The organism is Caballeronia hypogeia (assembly GCF_001544875.2).
Taxonomy (GTDB): Bacteria; Pseudomonadota; Gammaproteobacteria; order Burkholderiales; family Burkholderiaceae; genus Caballeronia; species Caballeronia hypogeia.
This window is the reverse complement of sequence record NZ_FCOA02000004.1, coordinates 259,212-275,538: the sequence shown is the minus strand read 5'-3', so window position 1 is coordinate 275,538 and position 16,327 is coordinate 259,212. Positions and strand designations below refer to the sequence as shown.

At 64.3% G+C, this 16,327-nt stretch carries 16 protein-coding genes and 1 pseudogene; 4 read left to right on the top strand and 13 right to left on the bottom strand.

Annotation, left to right across the window (positions count from 1 at the left end; translation table 11 throughout):
* Positions 1 to 270: 270 nt before the first annotated feature.
* On the bottom strand, positions 271 to 486 hold the full coding sequence (locus AWB79_RS39410; protein WP_157695730.1) for a hypothetical protein: 216 nt from the start codon (positions 484 to 486) through the stop codon (positions 271 to 273).
* Between AWB79_RS39410 and AWB79_RS09975 the strand changes: the two genes are divergently transcribed.
* The gene (locus AWB79_RS09975; RefSeq protein ID WP_061167363.1) at positions 485 to 832 is read left to right on the top strand and encodes a DUF4148 domain-containing protein; all 348 of its coding nucleotides are present in this window, start codon (positions 485 to 487) and stop codon (positions 830 to 832) included. The genes AWB79_RS39410 and AWB79_RS09975 overlap by 2 nt on opposite strands.
* Before the next feature lie 209 nt (positions 833 to 1,041).
* On the top strand, positions 1,042 to 2,442 hold the full coding sequence (locus AWB79_RS09970) for an HdeD family acid-resistance protein (RefSeq protein WP_061167237.1): 1,401 nt from the start codon (positions 1,042 to 1,044) through the stop codon (positions 2,440 to 2,442).
* A gap of 78 nt (positions 2,443 to 2,520) precedes the next feature.
* Here the strand turns inward: AWB79_RS09970 and AWB79_RS09965 are convergent, their stop codons facing one another.
* The 7 genes from AWB79_RS09965 to AWB79_RS09935 all read right to left on the bottom strand — a co-directional run bounded on the left by AWB79_RS09965 (position 2,521) and on the right by AWB79_RS09935 (position 8,857).
* Positions 2,521 to 3,084: a hypothetical protein gene (locus AWB79_RS09965; protein ID WP_061167236.1), complete on the bottom strand. Its 564-nt coding sequence runs from the start codon at positions 3,082 to 3,084 to the stop codon at positions 2,521 to 2,523.
* 359 nt (positions 3,085 to 3,443) lie between these two features.
* Positions 3,444 to 4,700, bottom strand: coding sequence for an NYN domain-containing protein (locus AWB79_RS09960; protein WP_061167235.1), 1,257 nt, complete (start codon positions 4,698 to 4,700; stop codon positions 3,444 to 3,446).
* A 79-nt stretch (positions 4,701 to 4,779) separates the two neighbouring features.
* Positions 4,780 to 5,169 carry a cupin domain-containing protein gene (locus tag AWB79_RS09955; RefSeq protein ID WP_061167234.1) on the bottom strand — a complete coding sequence of 130 codons (390 nt, stop codon included), beginning with the start codon at positions 5,167 to 5,169 and terminating at the stop codon, positions 4,780 to 4,782.
* A gap of 91 nt (positions 5,170 to 5,260) precedes the next feature.
* Positions 5,261 to 6,094 carry a helix-turn-helix domain-containing protein gene (locus tag AWB79_RS09950; RefSeq protein WP_061167233.1) on the bottom strand — a complete coding sequence of 278 codons (834 nt, stop codon included), beginning with the start codon at positions 6,092 to 6,094 and terminating at the stop codon, positions 5,261 to 5,263.
* Positions 6,091 to 6,486, bottom strand: a complete 396-nt coding sequence (locus tag AWB79_RS09945; protein ID WP_061167232.1) for a hypothetical protein — start codon at positions 6,484 to 6,486, stop codon at positions 6,091 to 6,093. The genes AWB79_RS09950 and AWB79_RS09945 overlap by 4 nt, the downstream gene beginning before the upstream one ends.
* A 12-nt stretch (positions 6,487 to 6,498) precedes the next feature.
* Positions 6,499 to 8,283, bottom strand: coding sequence for a DNA-binding protein (locus AWB79_RS09940; RefSeq protein WP_061167231.1), 1,785 nt, complete (start codon positions 8,281 to 8,283; stop codon positions 6,499 to 6,501).
* A gap of 265 nt (positions 8,284 to 8,548) precedes the next feature.
* Complete coding sequence (locus AWB79_RS09935; RefSeq protein ID WP_061167230.1) at positions 8,549 to 8,857, bottom strand: DUF4148 domain-containing protein; 309 nt, start codon at positions 8,855 to 8,857, stop codon at positions 8,549 to 8,551.
* 271 nt (positions 8,858 to 9,128) lie between these two features.
* On the opposite strand from AWB79_RS09935, the gene AWB79_RS09930 reads away from it, so the two are divergent.
* Entirely contained in the window at positions 9,129 to 10,061 is a 933-nt protein-coding gene (locus AWB79_RS09930; protein ID WP_061167362.1) for a LysR family transcriptional regulator, read from the top strand.
* Here AWB79_RS09930 and nanR read toward each other — a convergent pair.
* From nanR to AWB79_RS09905, 5 genes are read right to left on the bottom strand one after another with little or no spacing between them, the layout of a single operon-like run.
* Positions 10,048 to 10,755 carry a transcriptional regulator NanR gene (gene nanR / locus AWB79_RS09925; RefSeq protein ID WP_061167229.1) on the bottom strand — a complete coding sequence of 236 codons (708 nt, stop codon included), beginning with the start codon at positions 10,753 to 10,755 and terminating at the stop codon, positions 10,048 to 10,050. The genes AWB79_RS09930 and nanR overlap by 14 nt on opposite strands.
* A gap of 40 nt (positions 10,756 to 10,795) precedes the next feature.
* Positions 10,796 to 12,172 carry a 3-oxo-isoapionate kinase OiaK gene (gene oiaK / locus AWB79_RS09920; protein ID WP_061167228.1) on the bottom strand — a complete coding sequence of 459 codons (1,377 nt, stop codon included), beginning with the start codon at positions 12,170 to 12,172 and terminating at the stop codon, positions 10,796 to 10,798.
* A complete protein-coding gene (locus AWB79_RS09915; RefSeq protein ID WP_061167361.1) occupies positions 12,169 to 13,413 on the bottom strand; it encodes a ribulose-bisphosphate carboxylase large subunit family protein in 1,245 nt (414 codons plus the stop codon). Before AWB79_RS09915 ends, oiaK begins: the two co-directional genes overlap by 4 nt.
* A 60-nt stretch (positions 13,414 to 13,473) precedes the next feature.
* Positions 13,474 to 14,304: a phosphogluconate dehydrogenase C-terminal domain-containing protein gene (locus AWB79_RS09910; RefSeq protein WP_061167227.1), complete on the bottom strand. Its 831-nt coding sequence runs from the start codon at positions 14,302 to 14,304 to the stop codon at positions 13,474 to 13,476.
* Between the two features lie 28 nt (positions 14,305 to 14,332).
* The gene (locus AWB79_RS09905; protein ID WP_061167226.1) at positions 14,333 to 15,679 is read right to left on the bottom strand and encodes an MFS transporter; all 1,347 of its coding nucleotides are present in this window, start codon (positions 15,677 to 15,679) and stop codon (positions 14,333 to 14,335) included.
* 314 nt (positions 15,680 to 15,993) lie between these two features.
* Here AWB79_RS09905 and AWB79_RS09900 point away from each other — a divergent pair.
* Positions 15,994 to 16,319: pseudogene (locus AWB79_RS09900) on the top strand (HigA family addiction module antitoxin).
* Positions 16,320 to 16,327 lie beyond the last annotated feature (8 nt).

The following is a 16,327-nucleotide window of genomic DNA, read 5'->3' as shown; positions in this document are numbered from 1 at the left end:
TTCAAACCGGCATCGCGATGGCTCAAAGTTAGTCGAACGGAAATGGCCCGCCTACCCGTACTTAGGGTTGAAGACACCGCCCAATGGTTGCGTCAACCCATACCAAGGTTTGAGTCCTTCGCAGGCTCCATATCGCGAGCGCGATCAATATCGCAAGGGGATAACACCTTCGCATGAACGCTTGAACCCGCTGCATGAGCTGCCCTATCCGCGCGTTGCATGGCATGCAACCGCACGGACCGTTCCGCAGCGCACACCCCAAACGAATGTTTAGCCGATACACCCAAGGTTGGTGCGCGCACGTCCCTTCGTAGCATGGGCGGCGCGCGCCGGGGCGGCTAAAGTTTCATCAAGGTCGCGAAACGAATGCGGATCAACAGGGCGTCGACATTCCAGGCGACGCACGGCCTTGAAGAAAGACCGAATCACGTACTTTATTTCGGATACCCGATCAATAAAACCCCGATCACCTTTGGAGTCGATCATGAACAAGTTGCTCGTCAGTCTCACCCTTGCCGCCACGCTCGCCGCGCCCGCACTCGCCTTCGCTCAATCGACCGGTTCGGTCACACGAGCCCAGGTGCGGGCCGATCTCGTCGCGGTCGAAAAAGCTGGCTACAAACCCGCGATCGCGAGCGATCCGTATTACCCGTCCGACATTCAGGCCGCTGAAGCGAAGGTGGCCGCGCAACGCGCCGACGCTCCACAAGCCTATGGCGGCATACAGTCCGGCACCAGCGCATCAGGCATGCCGGGAGCGACGAAGCATGCCGCGCTGAAGGACTCGTGTGCCGGTCCGATCGACTTCTGCCAGCCCTTCTTCGGCAGTTGATCAACGGAGTCTTTCATGACGTGAAGCGTACAGAGAAGCGAACGCGCGTTCATCGGGCGACATGCACGATGAACGCGCGCATTTGTCTGTTCTATTCGCGCACGTGTCGCGTGCCTTGCCGCTTTCCGCGCGATTGCCTTATATAGTGTTTGACCGCTCACGTGCGGCACAAGGCATCGCATGATCGAATTGATCGGACGGAGGAAGCGATGGTTCGTCTCGTGATGATTCTTCTCGGCGTCGATTATCTGCGCACCCGCTGGCGCTCGGTGCTGGCGCTGGGGCTCTTCAGCATCGCGCTGGGCGCCGTGATCTTCACCGACGCGCTCGACGGATCGCTCTATTTCCCGATCATTCCCTTCGTACTCGTGATGCTCCTCGAAGGACTCGCCACGCTGGCCGTAGCGTGGACCGGCATGGGCGGCCAGCGCAAGCTGCGCTATGTGAAGGGTACGACCTTCTGTCTTTCCGCACTGCTCGTGCTGTTCGGCGGCGAGCAGGGCAACTTCGCGTTCGCACTCATTTTCGGCACGCTCTTTCTGGTCGATGGCGCATTGCAGATCGTCTCCGCGCGCGTGGTGCGCTTTCGCCGGTGGCGGCTCGCGACCGCGGGCGGCGTGCTCGAAATCGCCATCGCGATCTTCTTCTATCAGCCTTATCCCGATCACTATGCCGGCACGGTCGCGTATTGCGTCGCGTTCGGTCTGTTCTTCGGCGGCTGGAACATGATCCTGCTCGCTGCGCGCGTGCGGCGCATGGCGGCGAATCCGGCGGTGGAAGGCGCGCCGGACGAGAATGTGGAGGAAGAGAAGGAGCCCACGGCATCGCCATTCGCGGGCGCAGTATGGGACGGCCCGCCCGGACCCGATGAAGCCGCGTTGACCGTGCACGTGTGGACGCCCGTCGGCACGGCGAAGTCGCAGCCGCGCAGGCAGTTGATCGTCGATCGCTATATAGCCGCCGTCGACAGGAACGGCACCATCTCCACCGGCCATGCCGCGCTGGAAACGCCCGAGGGTGTCTATATCAGCCTTTATCCGGCGGTCGAGATCGACCGTTCGCGGAACGAGTTCTCGCGCACCCTGCGCGCGACCCGCGACAACGATGTCCCCGGCCTCTATCAACCCGATTACGCGACGGAATCCAGGGCATGGTGTCCATCGACGCAACAGGTCCGCATCCGCAACTATGATCCCGAGCGGCTCGCGCACTTCTGGCAGGAGTATCGCCGCGACACGACGTATAACCTCACGTATCGCAACTGTTCGAGCTCGGTGGCGCGCGCGCTCGAAGCGGCGATCGAAGGTGCTTCGGCGCGCGCGTGGGGCAAGGGTGGCGGATGGAAACCGCTCGTGCGCATCTTGACGACGCCCGAGCTATGGGTCGCGGCGCAGGTGCGCAAGCGCGCGGCGACGATGGCCTGGACGCCCGGCCTGACGCTCGACTATGCGCGCGCGCTCAGCATGCTCGCGGACCCGCGCCGCTCGGGGTGGGTGAAGATGGCGCGCCTGGCGCTCGCGACGATGTACCGGTCGCGGCAGCGCTGGCGTGCGGAGGAAGAAGCGGCGGCGCAGACGCGGGATGCTTCCGCGCTCACCGCGAAGCAATGACGCAGCACGATCAGCATGCGACGTTGCGGCAAGCCGAGTCGCCGATCGTGCAGTTTGCCCGAGCCGCCTTGCGAGGCCCTATTGAGAGCCCGTGCGCCAGTCGCGATCTCGCGCATCGAAGACCTTCTTGCCATCGAAGCTCACTCGCACGGCCTGTTTGCAACTGGTGCCGCATGTGGTGCCATCGAGAGCGGGCGTCGATGCGGGCACGGTCTCCGTGCCGATCACCGCCTTGACAACCGTGCCGTTATCGGCGATCACCATCATCAGGTCGAGCACCACGCCGCTGGTGTATCTGATCGTCATGGTGCCGGTGCAGTTGGCGTTCACCGTATAGTCGCCGGACTGATCCGAATTGAAGTCGGGAGTCTTCGGCACGCCGTTGATCGTACCGAAATCCGTACGAGAAAAATGACTGACGCCATCGAAACGCACGATGGCGACATCATTCAGCACCGACGGCGTCTTGAACGGATGCACGCCCACGTCATCCAGAATTCCGATCACCTCACCGACCGCACTGAACGCATATGAACCGCGCAATGACGCGCTCGAACAGCCGCCGTCTGCCCATGCCATATTACCGATGGACACGAGCGCCAGTGCAGTTGCCGACAGAACGAATAGACGCTTGCTTTTCATGTTCGTCTCCTTCCAATGAGTCAGGCGCTGAGTTGATAAAGAAACGCACGTCCTTTACTTCATCGAAGCGGGTAGGTCATTAAAAAAGATAAGGACAGCATGACGCGTGCTGCGCATCATCGCGCAGCAACGGTCACTGGACGGGCGACGTCGGGGTAGACGTCGAATGAAGGATGAACGCGGGCTTCGTCAGATGGCGGCTCCGCGAGCCGCCGTTGAACGTTTCGTGAGTGCGCCGCGGTCTGGATTATAGGTCGCGCGCCGGAGAATATCGGATAACTTTCTAATTGCTTTTATCGAGTCGTCCGTATTGTTTAAGCGATTTCATAGTTATCGATTTACGAGCTGATTCGAATAACTTACTGATCGCTTTCCTTGTCGACTGCTTTACGCGAACGTCCCGCGCGCGAGCTCGACTTGCGCGGCGGCTTCTTCGCAGCTTCGGCTTCAGCAGGTGCTTCGCTCGCGGTCTCCGTAGAAACCTGCTGCATGTCATCCGCGCCTGGCTTCGCCGCGGTCTTGCGTGCGCGACGCTGCGCGGCCGGTTTCTTCGCCTTGGGCACAGGCGCGGGTTCAGTCTGCGCCAACGGCATGACGGGCGTCGCAGGCATCTCGGGTTCCGCCGGCACATGCGGTTCGTGGACGACGGCGGCGGGCTCCTGTACGGCGACCAGGGGTTCCTGAACGAGCGCCACGGGAGCCGGCTTGCGCGCGCCTCGCTTCTCGCGACGGCCGCCATTGCGCTGCGAGTCGTTCTCTCTGGTGGTCACGGGCGCATCGGCGGGTCTGACATCGACTGCCGTCACTTGCGCCGATCGAAACACGAAGGCGCCGGATTTATCGTCGCGTCCGACTTCCAGAAGACCACGCGCCTGCGCTTCGTCGAGCAGATTGCCGAACGCGCGAAAACCATATTGCGATTCGCTGAAACCCGGCTTGCGCCGCTTGATCGCGCTCTTCAACACCGAGGCCCAGATCTTGCCGCTCTCGCCGCGCTCCGATGCGAGCGCCTCGAACGTTTCGACCGCGATCGCGATGGCCTGCGACTTGCGCGATTCCATCTCATGCTTCGGCTGCCGGTCTTCCTCCGCCGGGCGCTTCGTTTCGCGCGCCTCGCGCTTGGCGGCCGCGCGTTGCTGCTCGCGCACGAGGTCGTCGTAGAAGATGAATTCGTCGCAGTTCGCGACGAGCAGATCGGAGGTCGAATGCTTGACGCCCACGCCGATCACCTTCTTCGCGTTCTCGCGCAGCTTCGATACGAGCGGAGAGAAGTCGGAGTCGCCGCTGATGATCACGAAGGTATCGACATGCGACTTCGTATAGCAGAGATCCAGCGCATCGACGACGAGACGAATGTCGGCCGAGTTCTTGCCCGACTGACGCACATGCGGAATCTCGATCATCTCGAAGCTGGCCTCGTGCATCGCCGCCTTGAAGCCCTTGTAGCGATCCCAGTCGCAATAGGCTTTCTTGACGACGATGCTTCCCTTCAGCAGCAGGCGTTCGAGGACGGGCCTGATGTCGAACTTCTCGTACTTCGCGTCGCGAACGCCGAGTGCGACGTTCTCGAAATCGCAGAACACCGCCATGCTGACGCTTTCCTGAGGTCCAGCCATAAGATTCTCCAGCCCGTGCGGCTCGTGTGAAATGTGCACATGATAGCCTGTCGCGCTGGCACGGCGCTCAGATCCAAACTCAGATCCAAAGATCGTTCGCCGCAGTGCGCTCGTTACGCGCGTCGCCGGTATTCACCACGCCGCGCGGTTCGATCAGCATGATCTTCACTTCGCGCGCGGCATACGGTTTGTGCTCGATGCCCCTCGGCACGACGCCGAATTCGCCTGCGCGAAGCAGCATCGCGCCGTCACGAAAGTCGATGCGCAATTCGCCTTCGAGCACGATGAAAGTCTCGTCGGTATCGGCGTGACTGTGCCAGATGAAATCGCCTTCGAGGCGCGCGACCTTGAACTGATAGTCGTTCATTTCAGCGATCACGCGCTGCTGCCAGAAGCGATCGATGGCGCGCGCCTTCTCGAGCGGATCGATCGCGATGCGCTGGCCGCGTGACACAGGGATGGAAGTCATGATGCGCTCCGTATTCGTGACGAACGTTTGAATGACGAAGCCAAGGCTAACGCACGCGCATCGCGGGCGTCTTGAACGATCTTGCAGAGGTTCAGCGCGACGTGACGCCGCTCGCCACCGCACGCCAGCGCGCGGGCGGCATGCCGAACGCGCGCGTGAACTGGCGCGTCATGTGGCTCTGATCGGTGAAGCCCGCATGCGCCGCGACCTCCGCGAGAGGCGCGCCGGTCAGCATCAGTCGGCGTGCGAGATCGAGACGACGCATCGTCAGATAGCGATACGGGCTCGTCCCGAAGAACGTGCGAAAGTCACGCGACAGGCCGAAGCGCTCGCGCCCGGTCACACGTTCCAGTTCATCCAGTGTGATGACGCGATCGCAGTTGGCGTCGAGAAATTCGTGCGCGCGCATGGCGCTCGCATAATCGCCACGCGCAGGCGTCATACGCACGCCGGATGCATCCGCGAGCGCGAGGGCGAGTTCGGTGAGCGCATCGTGCTGTTCGAGCGGTTCGAGCGGCGGCAGCGCGCCTTCCGTGCGTTGCAGCAACGCTTCGGTCGCACGCGAAACGCGCGAATCCGTGGTCACGCCGCCTTCGACGAACGGCAAGGCGCGCCCGCCGAGAATCGACTGGATCAGCGCCGGATCGACATACAGCATGCGATAGCGGAAGCCTTCCATCGTGCCAGCTTGTCCGTCGTGCGGCTCGTCGGGATGCAGGACCATGGTCTGGCCCGGTACGCTATGACGCAATCCGCGCCGGTAGTTGAAGCTCTGCACGCCCGCGAGCGTGCGGCCGATCGCGTACGTATCGTGACGATGCAGGCCGTACGCCTTGCCGCCGAACCATGCTTCGATCCGCTCGATGCCTTGCGTCGGCTCGGCGCGCCGCACCCAGTCCAGACGCTTGTTCGTATCGTCTTTCACCGCTTGCCGTAGCGCGTGGCGAGCGCGGCCAGGTCGCGGCGGACCCAGTCGGCGTCGGCGGCGAATTTTTCATCGGACATGCCGGGCTGGCGGAACAGCGTGAGCGCCACTTCGGCGCCCGCGCCGTTCTGATACACGCGCAGCGGCACATAGACTTCGTCGCCGTTCGGCAGCGCGACGCGATGATCCATCACGCCGAATGCATTCTGCGCGGTGAAACGTATCGTCACGTCGCCTTCGGGGCCGCGTGCGCGCCAGTGATCGCCCATGTCTTCGAGCGTCGACTGTGCGAGACCCGAAGCCCAGGTCGGGAAAACGTCAGGCCGCCAGATCGCGTCGTAGAGCTCGCGCCAGTCGCGCGCGATCGACACGGTGATGGTCTGCGTCTCCATGGCCTGTCGCCGTCAGCCTTCGATCTTCGACATGACCGCCGTCGCCGGATCGTAGCGATAGCCCTTCTGCGCGAGCTGCTGCGCCATCTTGTCGCCGATCAGCTTCTGCTGCGCTTCGCGGAACACCAGTTCATGATCCGGCTTCAGGCGCTCCAGCTCCACCGCGAGCCTGCGCATCAGCGCGACCTCGCCGGTGCTGCGGGCGTCGATGAACAGAATCTTCTCGTTGGCCACGTCGAGGCGCTGGCGCAAGTCCTTCGCGTAGGTGACCCACTGTTCGGCGTTCGCTCGCAGGTCGTCGTAGGCCTTCGAGTGCGCCTTGGCCTGCGCCGCAACCTGACGTTGCAGGGAAGCCAGCTCGGACTCCTCGCCCTGCTCCTTTTCGACCAGGCGCTTCGCGAGATCGGTTGCATTTTTCTCGGCCGCTTCGGCGCGCTCGCGCAATGCGTTGACATCGTTCGATACGCGCGCGAGTTCCGCGCCCTGCTCGGCCTTCTCCGCCATCATCGCGCTCACCTGCCTGCGGGCTTCTTCCAGTTCGCTGCCCACACGGCTCGCCTGCTCGCGCTGCGTCTCCAGCTCCGCGCCACGCGCGGCCGAAGCTTCGCGTTCCGTCGCCAGTGCCGCGCGCGCTTCGTTCAGTTCGGCTTCGAGCGCGGCCACGCGGGCGACGTTTTCGCTCGCCTGCGCTTCGGCGGTCTGCGCGCGGGCGTGTGCCGCGTTCGCATCCTGCGACCAGCGCTGCGCTTCTTCCGCTTTCTCCTGCAACGCCTGCCGCAAGGCGGCGTGCTCCTCGCGCGCCTGATCGCGTTCCTGCGCGATGCGCGCAAGCTCTTCGTCCTTGCCCGACAGCGACGCATGCAGTTCCGCGTGTCGCGCATGCGCTTCATCGCGTTCCTGCGCGACGCGCGCGAGCTCTTCATCCTTGCCCGACAGCGACTCATGCAGTTGCGCGTGCTCGTCACGCGTCCAGTCGCGTTCCTGCGCGATGCGCGCGAGCTCTTCATCCTTGCCCGCCAGCGCCGCCTGCATTTGCCCGTGCTGCGCGCGCGCCTCGTCGCGCTCCTGTGCAATGCGCGCGATCTCTTCGTGCTTGCCCGACAGTGTCTCGTTCAGCGCCTGATGCTCCTGCCGCGCCTGATCGCGCTCCTGCGCCGTCCGGGCGATGTCTTCGTCCTTGCCCGAAAGCGCCGCATTCAGCGCTTCGTTCGCGCGCCGCTGCTCGTCGAGCGACGCATTCGCCGCTTCCAGCCGCGATTGTTCCTGCGTCGCGCGCTGCGCGGCTTCGTCCGCGCGCGCCTCGGCGGACTGCGCGCGCCCGGCCGCTGCCGAGAGTTCGTCGCGCAGGCCCACGACCGACTCTTCCGACGCACGCAGTGCGCTCTGCATTTCCGTGAGCTGCTGGCGGTTCTTCGCGGTTTCTTCGCCGGTCTTCTGGAATTCGCCGAGCGCCTCGTCGCGTTCGTTGAGCGCCGTCGAGAGCCGCTGATTCAGCACGGAAAGGCGCTGAGCGGACGCTCGTTCGGTTTCGTCACGCGAGACCGTCCAGAGCCGCCGCGCGACGTTCACGAGCGTTTCCGCGAGGTCGTCGGGCAGGCCGGACGGCGCTTGCTCCTGAGGCATGTCGGGTTGACGGGCGTCGCGCCAGCGCTGCAGGCCAGCCGCGATGGCGACGATCGAGCCGCCCTTCGCTTGTTCCCAAACGGTCATGGGAGTCGCCTTGCGGCCATCCTCGATAAGGCGATCGGCGATCGAAGCGATCTGCTCGTCGGTAATGTTGTCTACGTCTGTGGGCATAAGCGCCTCGAAAATCAATGGCGTCGCACGCAAAATAATTGCGATACGTTGTTACATTCGGCGGAATTCGCGCGAAGAGGTGTGGATGATACCCATTTTCCGCGATCCGTCTTTCACGTGCATGTAGCGTGTCGTAAAAACCGCGTTTCTGCGACGTGAGTGTATCGCCTGCGTTCGCCTTTTATTCGGGGCGAAAAGACTTTGCAAAAGCGCATCGGCCCGAACGGACAGCGCCGTTCGGGCCGATGGGTTTCAGACAGGATGCTTACGGGCGCGCGTAGACCGGGCCCAGGCCGGACACGTTCTGGTCCGCCGCGCGTGCGCCGGAAGCCGAGCTGCCGCCCGCCGGCGCGCCGTACGCGGAGATGCCGTGAGCGGCGTCCACGCGCGCCTGGGCGGCCTGGATGTTCTGCGGATATTGCGTCTGGTCGCTTGCGGGGTTGTAGCCTGCCCGCTGAAGTTCGACGAGTTGCGCGCGAACTTCAGCGCGAGTGACCGGCTGATTCGACTGCGCGAAGGAAAAAGCCGGAAGCGCGACAGCAACAGCGACGATGAGCGATTGAATGACTTTCATGGTTCCCACCTCGATAAAAGAAATTGGTCGTGAAGGCCGTCGTCGTTCTCCGGTTCACACACCTAAAACGATTCGGCTTGGTGTTGATTAAAACCAGCAGACGTATCTGGCGTGTTTCGGAAAAGCGCGTGTATGAGTCGCGATTTGTCGGCAGCCGATGCGGATACATTGCGATACAAAAACCGCGGTGGCGCGTGATGCGCCGTCTACAATCGGCTTGCCCGCATCGCGTATGGAAGCGATCGACAAGCTCATCAACGGAGGAGACCCCATGCAGACCCCGCGCCCCTCGCTGAACGCCCTGCGCGCGTTCGAAGCCGTGGCGCGCCTGCGCAGCATGACGCTGGCGGCGCAGGAGCTGTGCGTCACGCACGGCGCGATCAGCCGGCAGGTGAAGGCGCTCGAGGAGACGCTCGGCCTCACGCTGCTGGTGCGTTCGGCGCAGTCGTCGGACCCGACGCCCGAAGGCAAGCGGCTCGCCGAAGGGCTGACCACCGCGTTCAGCCTCATTGACGCGAGCATCGAGCAACTGACGCCCGAGCCGCTCACGCTGTCGTGCTCGGCGACCATCATGATGAACTGGCTGATTCCGCGCATTGCCGGCTTTCACCGCCGCTATCCGCAGACCGAGCTCAAGTTCAACATGAACTACGACCAGATCGATTTCGTGCGCGACAAGATCAGCGTCGCAATTCGCGCGAGCACCATCGCGCCGCCGAAGGACGCCGTCACGCGCAGGCTGATCGACGAATGGATCGGGCCGGTATGCTCGCCGGAGTATGCGCAGTCGATCGGCCTCGCGCTTCCCGCCGATCTCGCGCGCGCGAAGCTGCTGTTCACGCGCACGCGCCCCGAGGCGTGGTCGGACTGGTTCGCGGCGACGGACATCGCACCCGTGTCAGGCGCGAGCGAGGACGCCTACGAGCATTTCTATCTGCTGATTCAGGCGGCGGTGTGCGGACTCGGCGTCGCGCTCGTGCCGCAGCTTCTCGTCATGAACGATCTCGTTTCCGGCAAGCTGGTGGCACCGTTCGGCTTCGCGCCGGGGCCTCGTCAACTGGTGCTTTGGGTGGCCCCGCATCTGCGCGCGCATGCCGATGTCGCGCAGCTCGAACGCTGGCTGACCGAGGAGATGAACGAGAGTCTGAAGGAGATGACCGCGTTTCTGCGCGCGGCCGACCAGGACGCGCTCAGGACAGAATGAGCTTGCCGTACAGCGCGTTGGCGCGCGAGAGATGCGCGTGCATCGCGTCGGCGGCGGCGTCGCCATCGTGCGCGGCGATCGCTTCGACGATGCGCTCGTGCTCCGCGAGCGTCAGCGCTTCGGCGCCCGGCGCGCGCACCATCGGCCGATAGTATTCCGCGGCCCAGCCGAAGATCGATTCGACGATCGACGGATAAATCGGGTTGCCCGTGATCTGCGCGATCTCGCGATGAAACGCCATGTCGCAGGCGAGAAACGCGTCGCGGTCATCGACCGCGGCGCGCTGCGCTTCGACGCACGCGGCGAGCCGTTCGATATCGTCCGCTTGCGCCTTTTCCGCGGCCATGCGCGCGGTGCCGGTTTCGAGGAAGAGCCGCGCCGCCTTGAGATGCTCGAGCATGCCCGGCTGCGTGCGCAGCAGGTGCATCGTGCCGATCGCGATCTGCGCAATAAGGCTCTGCGCGGTCGGCACGACCACGCGCGCGCGCTCGCCATGCGCGATCTCGACGATCCCCGAACGTTCGAGCGTCTGCAGCGCCTCGCGGATCGCGGGACGGCCCACGCCATAGGCTTCCATCAGCTCGCGCTCCGAGGGCAACTGCGCGCCGGGCGCGATCTCGCCCGAGCGGATGCGCTCCATCAAACGCTCCAGCACGTCCTGATACAGCTTGCGTCGCTGAATGGTTTCGGTCATCGGTCATGCTCGCTTTCGATAATTCGTTGCTCCGACCTTATCACGGCGCCGCTTGCGGCCCGCCAGCACGAACCTCGCCGAAGAACGACACGCCGCCGATCTGCCCGCCTTTCAGCACGATTTCGAGACCGTCGCGCGCGGGATCGTCGGACCATGCGCGGCACAAGGGCGAGCCCGGCGCCATACCGGCAGCCACGCTCAACGCCGCGATGCCGAGCTTGCTCGCCACTTCGCCCGAACTGTCGCCGCCCGCCACCACCACGCGGCGCAGCGGTGCGCGATCGAGCAGCCGGCGCATCACTTCGGCGAGCGTTTCCCCGACGCGGCGCGCCGCTTCGGCGCGATTCAGCCCGGCGTTCGCCGCGATGCCGTCGAAGCCGGTGACGGCGGGATCGTCCGGGCCTTCCGCGCTGAAGACGAGCGGGCTTATGCCTTGTGCGACGGCCCGCGCCGCAATCTCGACGACGCGTTCCGTTTCCGCTTCGCGCGAACTCGCATCGAGCGCGCGCGGCAGGTCCAGACGCTCGACGCGAAAACCGTTGTCGCGCGCCCAGCGAATCTGCGCCGCCGTGACCGGCGAGCAGCTTCCGCTGACGGCCGCGATCACATCGACGGATGATGCCTTCGGCAACGAAGGCGTCTGCGGCACGAGCCCGTTCGCGCGCCAGTGCGCGGCGAGCGCGTACTGCAACCCCGACGAAGAAGCGGTGAACACGCCCTCGCCGCGCGCTTCCCAGACGAGCTTGCCGGCGGCGGCGAGCGTTTCTTCGTCGAGCACATCGATCATGACGACGGGCGTGTCTTCGCCGGTTTCGAGCCGGACATCGCCTGACTTGAGCTGCACGAAGTCGATCAGGCGGATGTCGCGCTCCGTCTGCCGGCGCAAATGCACGCGCAAGTCGGCTTCGTTCATCGGCGTGACGGGATGACGCGACATCGTCGGATGACGATCGATGCGATAGCCCTCGCCGTCCACCGCCGCGAACAGGTTGCCGAACGCCTGATAACGCTTCAGACGCGGCGCGCCGACGATCATCGGCGACCAGTTCCCGCGCATGTGCGCGACGCCGATGTCGATCGCGCGGCCGATCGAGCCCGTCTGTGGCGACGAATCGAAGGTCGAGCAGACCTTGTATTGCAGGATCGGCGCGCCCAGTGCCGCGAGACTCGAGAAGGCGCGCGGCAGTTCGTCGTCCATCCATTGCGGACTGCGCCCGCGGGACGATCCCGCGAGCCCCACGCAGCGCACGTCCGGAAAACGCGCGAGCAATTCGGGCGTGGGCGCGTCGAGGCACAGGAGCGTCGGCACGCCGGCGGCGGTCATCGCTTCCATGGAATCGGTGGAGCCGGTGAAGTCGTCGCCGTAATACGTGAGCAGCAGGCCGTCGGGCCATGCCGCCTTGCTAGCTTGCGTCATTTCCAGAACCCCAGCGCCGCCTTCAACGCGGCATTGCGCTCGGCATGTCGCGCGAGCGGCACGCCTTCCATCGCCGCGACCCACGCCTCGCGCAAGGCCTCGACGCCCGCCGCCACGCCGCCCGGATGGCCGAAGATGCCGCCGCCCGCCGTGTGGATCAAATCCGCGCAACCGATGGCCGCATACGTGTCGGCCGCCTGCAAGCCGGTCTGGCCGGAGCTGAAGACGGGCATCGCGTGCATGGGCGCTGAGTCCATCACAGGTGTGAGCACCGCGCGCGCCGCTGCGATCACGCTGTCATCGGATTCGCTGAACTTGTTGCGCAGGCCGTTCACATGCAGATGATCCGCGCCCGCGAGACGCCACAACATCTGCCACGGTGCATAGTCCCAGCCGAGCGCTTCCGAACGCGTCAGATAACCCCAGCCCGCGCGATGCGCGTGAATCGGCAACTGACTATGCTTGCGCAACTCCGTCATGCCGACAAGGCCGATCGAATTGAGCACCGCCATCACGCAGGTTCCGCCCTCATCGAGCACGAGATCGTGGCGGCGCTTCATCTGGTCGAGATCGCCCGTCACGTTGAACGCGACCATCACCTTCTTGCCGGTGCGCTCGGCGTGATCGTTCACGACGCGCATCACCGCGCGCACGCGTTCGTCGAACGGGCAATGCGAGCCGTCGGCCTGCAATTCATCGTCCTTGATGAAGTCGATGCCGCCCGCAACCAGCGCCTTCACCTGCTCTGCGGTTTCTTCCGGCGAAAGCCCCACGCTCGGCTTGATGATCGTGCCGATGAGCGGCCCGTGCGTCACGCCCGCCAGCTTGCGCGTGCCGTCGATGCCGAACGCGGGACCGGGATACGCCTGCGCGAACGAATCGGGCAGGCGCAAACCCGTGAGCCGCAAGCCCGACACCTGCCGCAATTCGAACAGATTGCCCGCGATGGTCGACATCAGGTTCGGCAGCGACGGCCCGAAGTTCTCGATCGGCCACGACAGCTCCAGCGCGCATTGCGTGTAGCGCTGCGACGCGGCGCCGCCGGAGAGGCTCGGCGTGTCGCTGTGACCGAGAATGTCGAGCCGCTCGACGCGCGCCCCCGAGCGCGCCTTGAGTTCGGGCGTCTCGTTGGGCAGCGCGATGAAGGTGCCGCTCGACTGCTCGCCCGCGATTGTCTCGGCGGCAATGCGCGGGTCGACGCCCGTTTCGAGCCAGTAGGTGGCGTGGATGCGTTCCGTCACTTTCAATTCCTTGATGGCGATTCAGTCATTCGATTGCGGACACGACGACGATGCGATGCATCACGTAATGCGGCGGATGCTCTCCGCGATTTCCTCGCGATCGAACACGTTCTTCCAGTCGTCGCGCATCAGGCGCGGCTTGCCGAATTCGATCGCCTTGTTGCACGCATCGGAGAACGCGCCAGGGATTTCGTTGAAGATCACCGCGGCGAGGATGTTCATGTGGCCGAGCAGGAAATCGCGAGCCGCCTGTTCGGGCACGCCGCGCTTCACGGTTTCGTCCATGGCTTCGCGCATCACGTAGAGCAGCGTCGCGCAGATGGTTTCCGAGAGGCCCGGCTCCAGAATCGCCATCTGATCCACGGTCAGGCGATACGAGCGCAGGATCGGCGCGTAGATCACCTTCGCGACGGCTTCGCCCAGATCGAACGCTTCTTCGGGACCTTGCATCAGCGCGCTGACGATCGACTGCTTCGCGTGCGCGCCGCCGAAGTGATCGTGCAGCGACTTTTCGTCGGTGTCGTAGTTGAAGATGATCGGGTGGCACGGATGCGCGACGAAGTACGTCAGGTCCTTGCGGTCCGGCAAATGGCCCGCGAACGGCGCGGCGGCGTCGAGCGTCATGACCATCGTGCCGGGGCGCAGCTTCGGCGCGATGTCGTGCGAGAGCTTGCCGATCAGCGTATCGGGCACGGCGAGGATGACGACGTCGGCGCCGTCGAGGGCGGCATCGGCGGATACGACATCGATGTTCAGTTCATCCTTCAGACGCTTCTGCCCGGCCGCGCCCGGCTCGACGTGCGCGACGCGATAGTCAGACTTCAGCAGGTTGCTGGAGAGGCGCACGCCCATCTTGCCGCCTGCGCCGAACAACGCGATTTTCTCTTTCATGTCGATATCTCCTTTGTGGGATGGATGTTCAATGTGCGTTCGCGGCGACGGCATCCGGCGCGCGTTCGCTGCTGGTGCGGCCGATGGCGAAGGCGAGCGCGGCTGACATCAGCATCATCGCGCCGACGATCAGCATCGGCAGTTGATAGGAACCGGTCGCGTCCTTCGCCATGCCGGTGATGTACGGGGCGACGAAGCCCGCGAGATTGCCGACCGTGTTGATCAGCGCGATGCCCGCCGCGGCGGCCGCGCCGGACAGGAAGCGCGCCGGCAGCGCCCAGAAGTTCGGCAGCGCGGAGAAGATCGCGCAGGCCGTCACGGTGATCACGGCGATGCTCGCGGCGGGCGAACCCATTTGCAGCGCGAGCGGCACGCTCAGCGCGCCGATCAGCGACGGCACCGCGATATGCCACGAGCGCACGCCGCGCTTCGTTGCGTCACGGCTCCACAGGAACAGCGCGATGGCGGCGGGCAGATACGGCACGGCGGTGATCAGCCCCTTCTGGAACACGTTGAAGTGCGTGCCGAAGCGCGTCTCGAATCCGCCGATGATGGTCGGCAGGAAGAACGCCAGCGCATAGAGACCGTAGATCAGGCCGAAGTACATCAGCGCGAACAGCCAGACGCGGCCGCTCATCATCGCGGCGATCGGGCTGCCGTGGGCTCTGGTGGCCGTCGCGCCCTTCGCGCGGTCTTCCTCTTCGAGACGCGAGACAAGCCAGTCGCGTTCGGCGGGCGTGAGCCATTTGGCTTGCGAAGGTTTGTCGGTCAGATAGAACCACGCAACCACGCCGACGAGAATCGCCGGAATCGCGACGCCGAAGAACATGATGCGCCAGCCTTCCAGGCCGAACAGACCATGGGCTTCGATCAGCAAGGCGGCGACCGGCGCGCCGATGACGATGGTGAGCGGCTGCGCGAGATAGAACAGCGCGAGGATGTGACTGCGATGCTTCGCGGGCACCCACATGCTGAGGAACAGGATCGCGCCGGGGAAAAAGCCGGCTTCGGCGACGCCCAGCAGGAAGCGCAGCGTATAAAGGCCGTTCACGCTGCTGACCCAGGTGAACAGCAGCGCGACGACGCCCCACGTGACCATGATGCGCGCGAGCCAGCGTCGCGCGCCGAACTTGTGAAGTGCGAGATTGCTGGGAATTTCCAGCACGATATAGCCGATGAAGAACACGCCCGCCGCGAGGCCGAACTGCGCGGCGGTGAGGCCGAGATCCTTGGTCATCCCGTTCGGGCCGGCGAAGGAGATCGCGGTCCGGTCGAGGAAGTTGATGAAGAACATCAGCGCGACGAACGGCACGAGCCGCCACGACACTTTTCTGATCGCCGATCGCTCGACGGACTGCGTTTCTGCAACGTTCATGTCTCCTCCAGACGTAGCGCACGGATGTGGTCAACTGGTGTGATGAGTAGACCACCTTCCGGATGGACGGAGACATAGGGGGAAACGTGGAAATAGGTCGATTTTTTCTCACATGGGCATGCGAGGAAATCAAGAGAATCCGCGTTGGCGTGGAGTGGGTGGCTGCGATAAGCTCACACGGGAACGGACGCCAAGCTGCGCCGTGACGAGATTTTTCAGACCATTCGATCTTGAGGACACCGACGCCGAAAGGCCTCTCGCAGACCGTTTCGCCCTGAGCGACAAACGCTGGCGAACAATCAAACACTCAGATCATGGTCCAAATATTCAAGCCGCCGCACCCTGGCGACTCGCTGCGAGAGGACGTGCTTCGGGAACTAGGCCTAACGTGACTCAAGCAGCCGAGCAGCTCGGCGTGACACGCGTGGTGCTCTCGCGCGTGCTGAACGGCCACGCCGGCATCTCGCCGCAAATGGCGCTTCGGATTGAAGGTTGGCTCGGCGTGGAGAATGGCGGCCGCGCGGATCCGTGGCTGGCGCAACAGGCGGCCTACGACCTTTGGCACGCGCGCTCGAAAGGCGCACCGAAGGTGGAGCGCGCGCGCTTGAGATTTTTTCGACGAGAGATCGAGGGCGCTTAGCCGCTCGA

What these genes read in the sequence shown, in the direction of transcription:
- AWB79_RS09960 (WP_061167235.1), bottom strand. Translation starts at nt 4,700, where the DNA reads ATGGCTGGACCTCAGGAAAGCGTCAGCATGGCGGTGTTCTGCGATTTC.
- AWB79_RS09930 (WP_061167362.1), top strand. Translation starts at nt 9,129, where the DNA reads ATGCAGACCCCGCGCCCCTCGCTGAACGCCCTGCGCGCGTTCGAAGCC.
- AWB79_RS09970 (WP_061167237.1), top strand. Translation starts at nt 1,042, where the DNA reads ATGGTTCGTCTCGTGATGATTCTTCTCGGCGTCGATTATCTGCGCACC.
- AWB79_RS09910 (WP_061167227.1), bottom strand. Translation starts at nt 14,304, where the DNA reads ATGAAAGAGAAAATCGCGTTGTTCGGCGCAGGCGGCAAGATGGGCGTG.
- AWB79_RS09935 (WP_061167230.1), bottom strand. Translation starts at nt 8,857, where the DNA reads ATGAAAGTCATTCAATCGCTCATCGTCGCTGTTGCTGTCGCGCTTCCG.
- oiaK (WP_061167228.1), bottom strand. Translation starts at nt 12,172, where the DNA reads ATGACGCAAGCTAGCAAGGCGGCATGGCCCGACGGCCTGCTGCTCACG.
- AWB79_RS09905 (WP_061167226.1), bottom strand. Translation starts at nt 15,679, where the DNA reads ATGAACGTTGCAGAAACGCAGTCCGTCGAGCGATCGGCGATCAGAAAA.
- nanR (WP_061167229.1), bottom strand. Translation starts at nt 10,755, where the DNA reads ATGACCGAAACCATTCAGCGACGCAAGCTGTATCAGGACGTGCTGGAG.
- AWB79_RS09965 (WP_061167236.1), bottom strand. Translation starts at nt 3,084, where the DNA reads ATGAAAAGCAAGCGTCTATTCGTTCTGTCGGCAACTGCACTGGCGCTC.
- AWB79_RS39410 (WP_157695730.1), bottom strand. Translation starts at nt 486, where the DNA reads ATGATCGACTCCAAAGGTGATCGGGGTTTTATTGATCGGGTATCCGAA.
- AWB79_RS09945 (WP_061167232.1), bottom strand. Translation starts at nt 6,486, where the DNA reads ATGGAGACGCAGACCATCACCGTGTCGATCGCGCGCGACTGGCGCGAG.
- AWB79_RS09975 (WP_061167363.1), top strand. Translation starts at nt 485, where the DNA reads ATGAACAAGTTGCTCGTCAGTCTCACCCTTGCCGCCACGCTCGCCGCG.
- AWB79_RS09955 (WP_061167234.1), bottom strand. Translation starts at nt 5,169, where the DNA reads ATGACTTCCATCCCTGTGTCACGCGGCCAGCGCATCGCGATCGATCCG.
- AWB79_RS09940 (WP_061167231.1), bottom strand. Translation starts at nt 8,283, where the DNA reads ATGCCCACAGACGTAGACAACATTACCGACGAGCAGATCGCTTCGATC.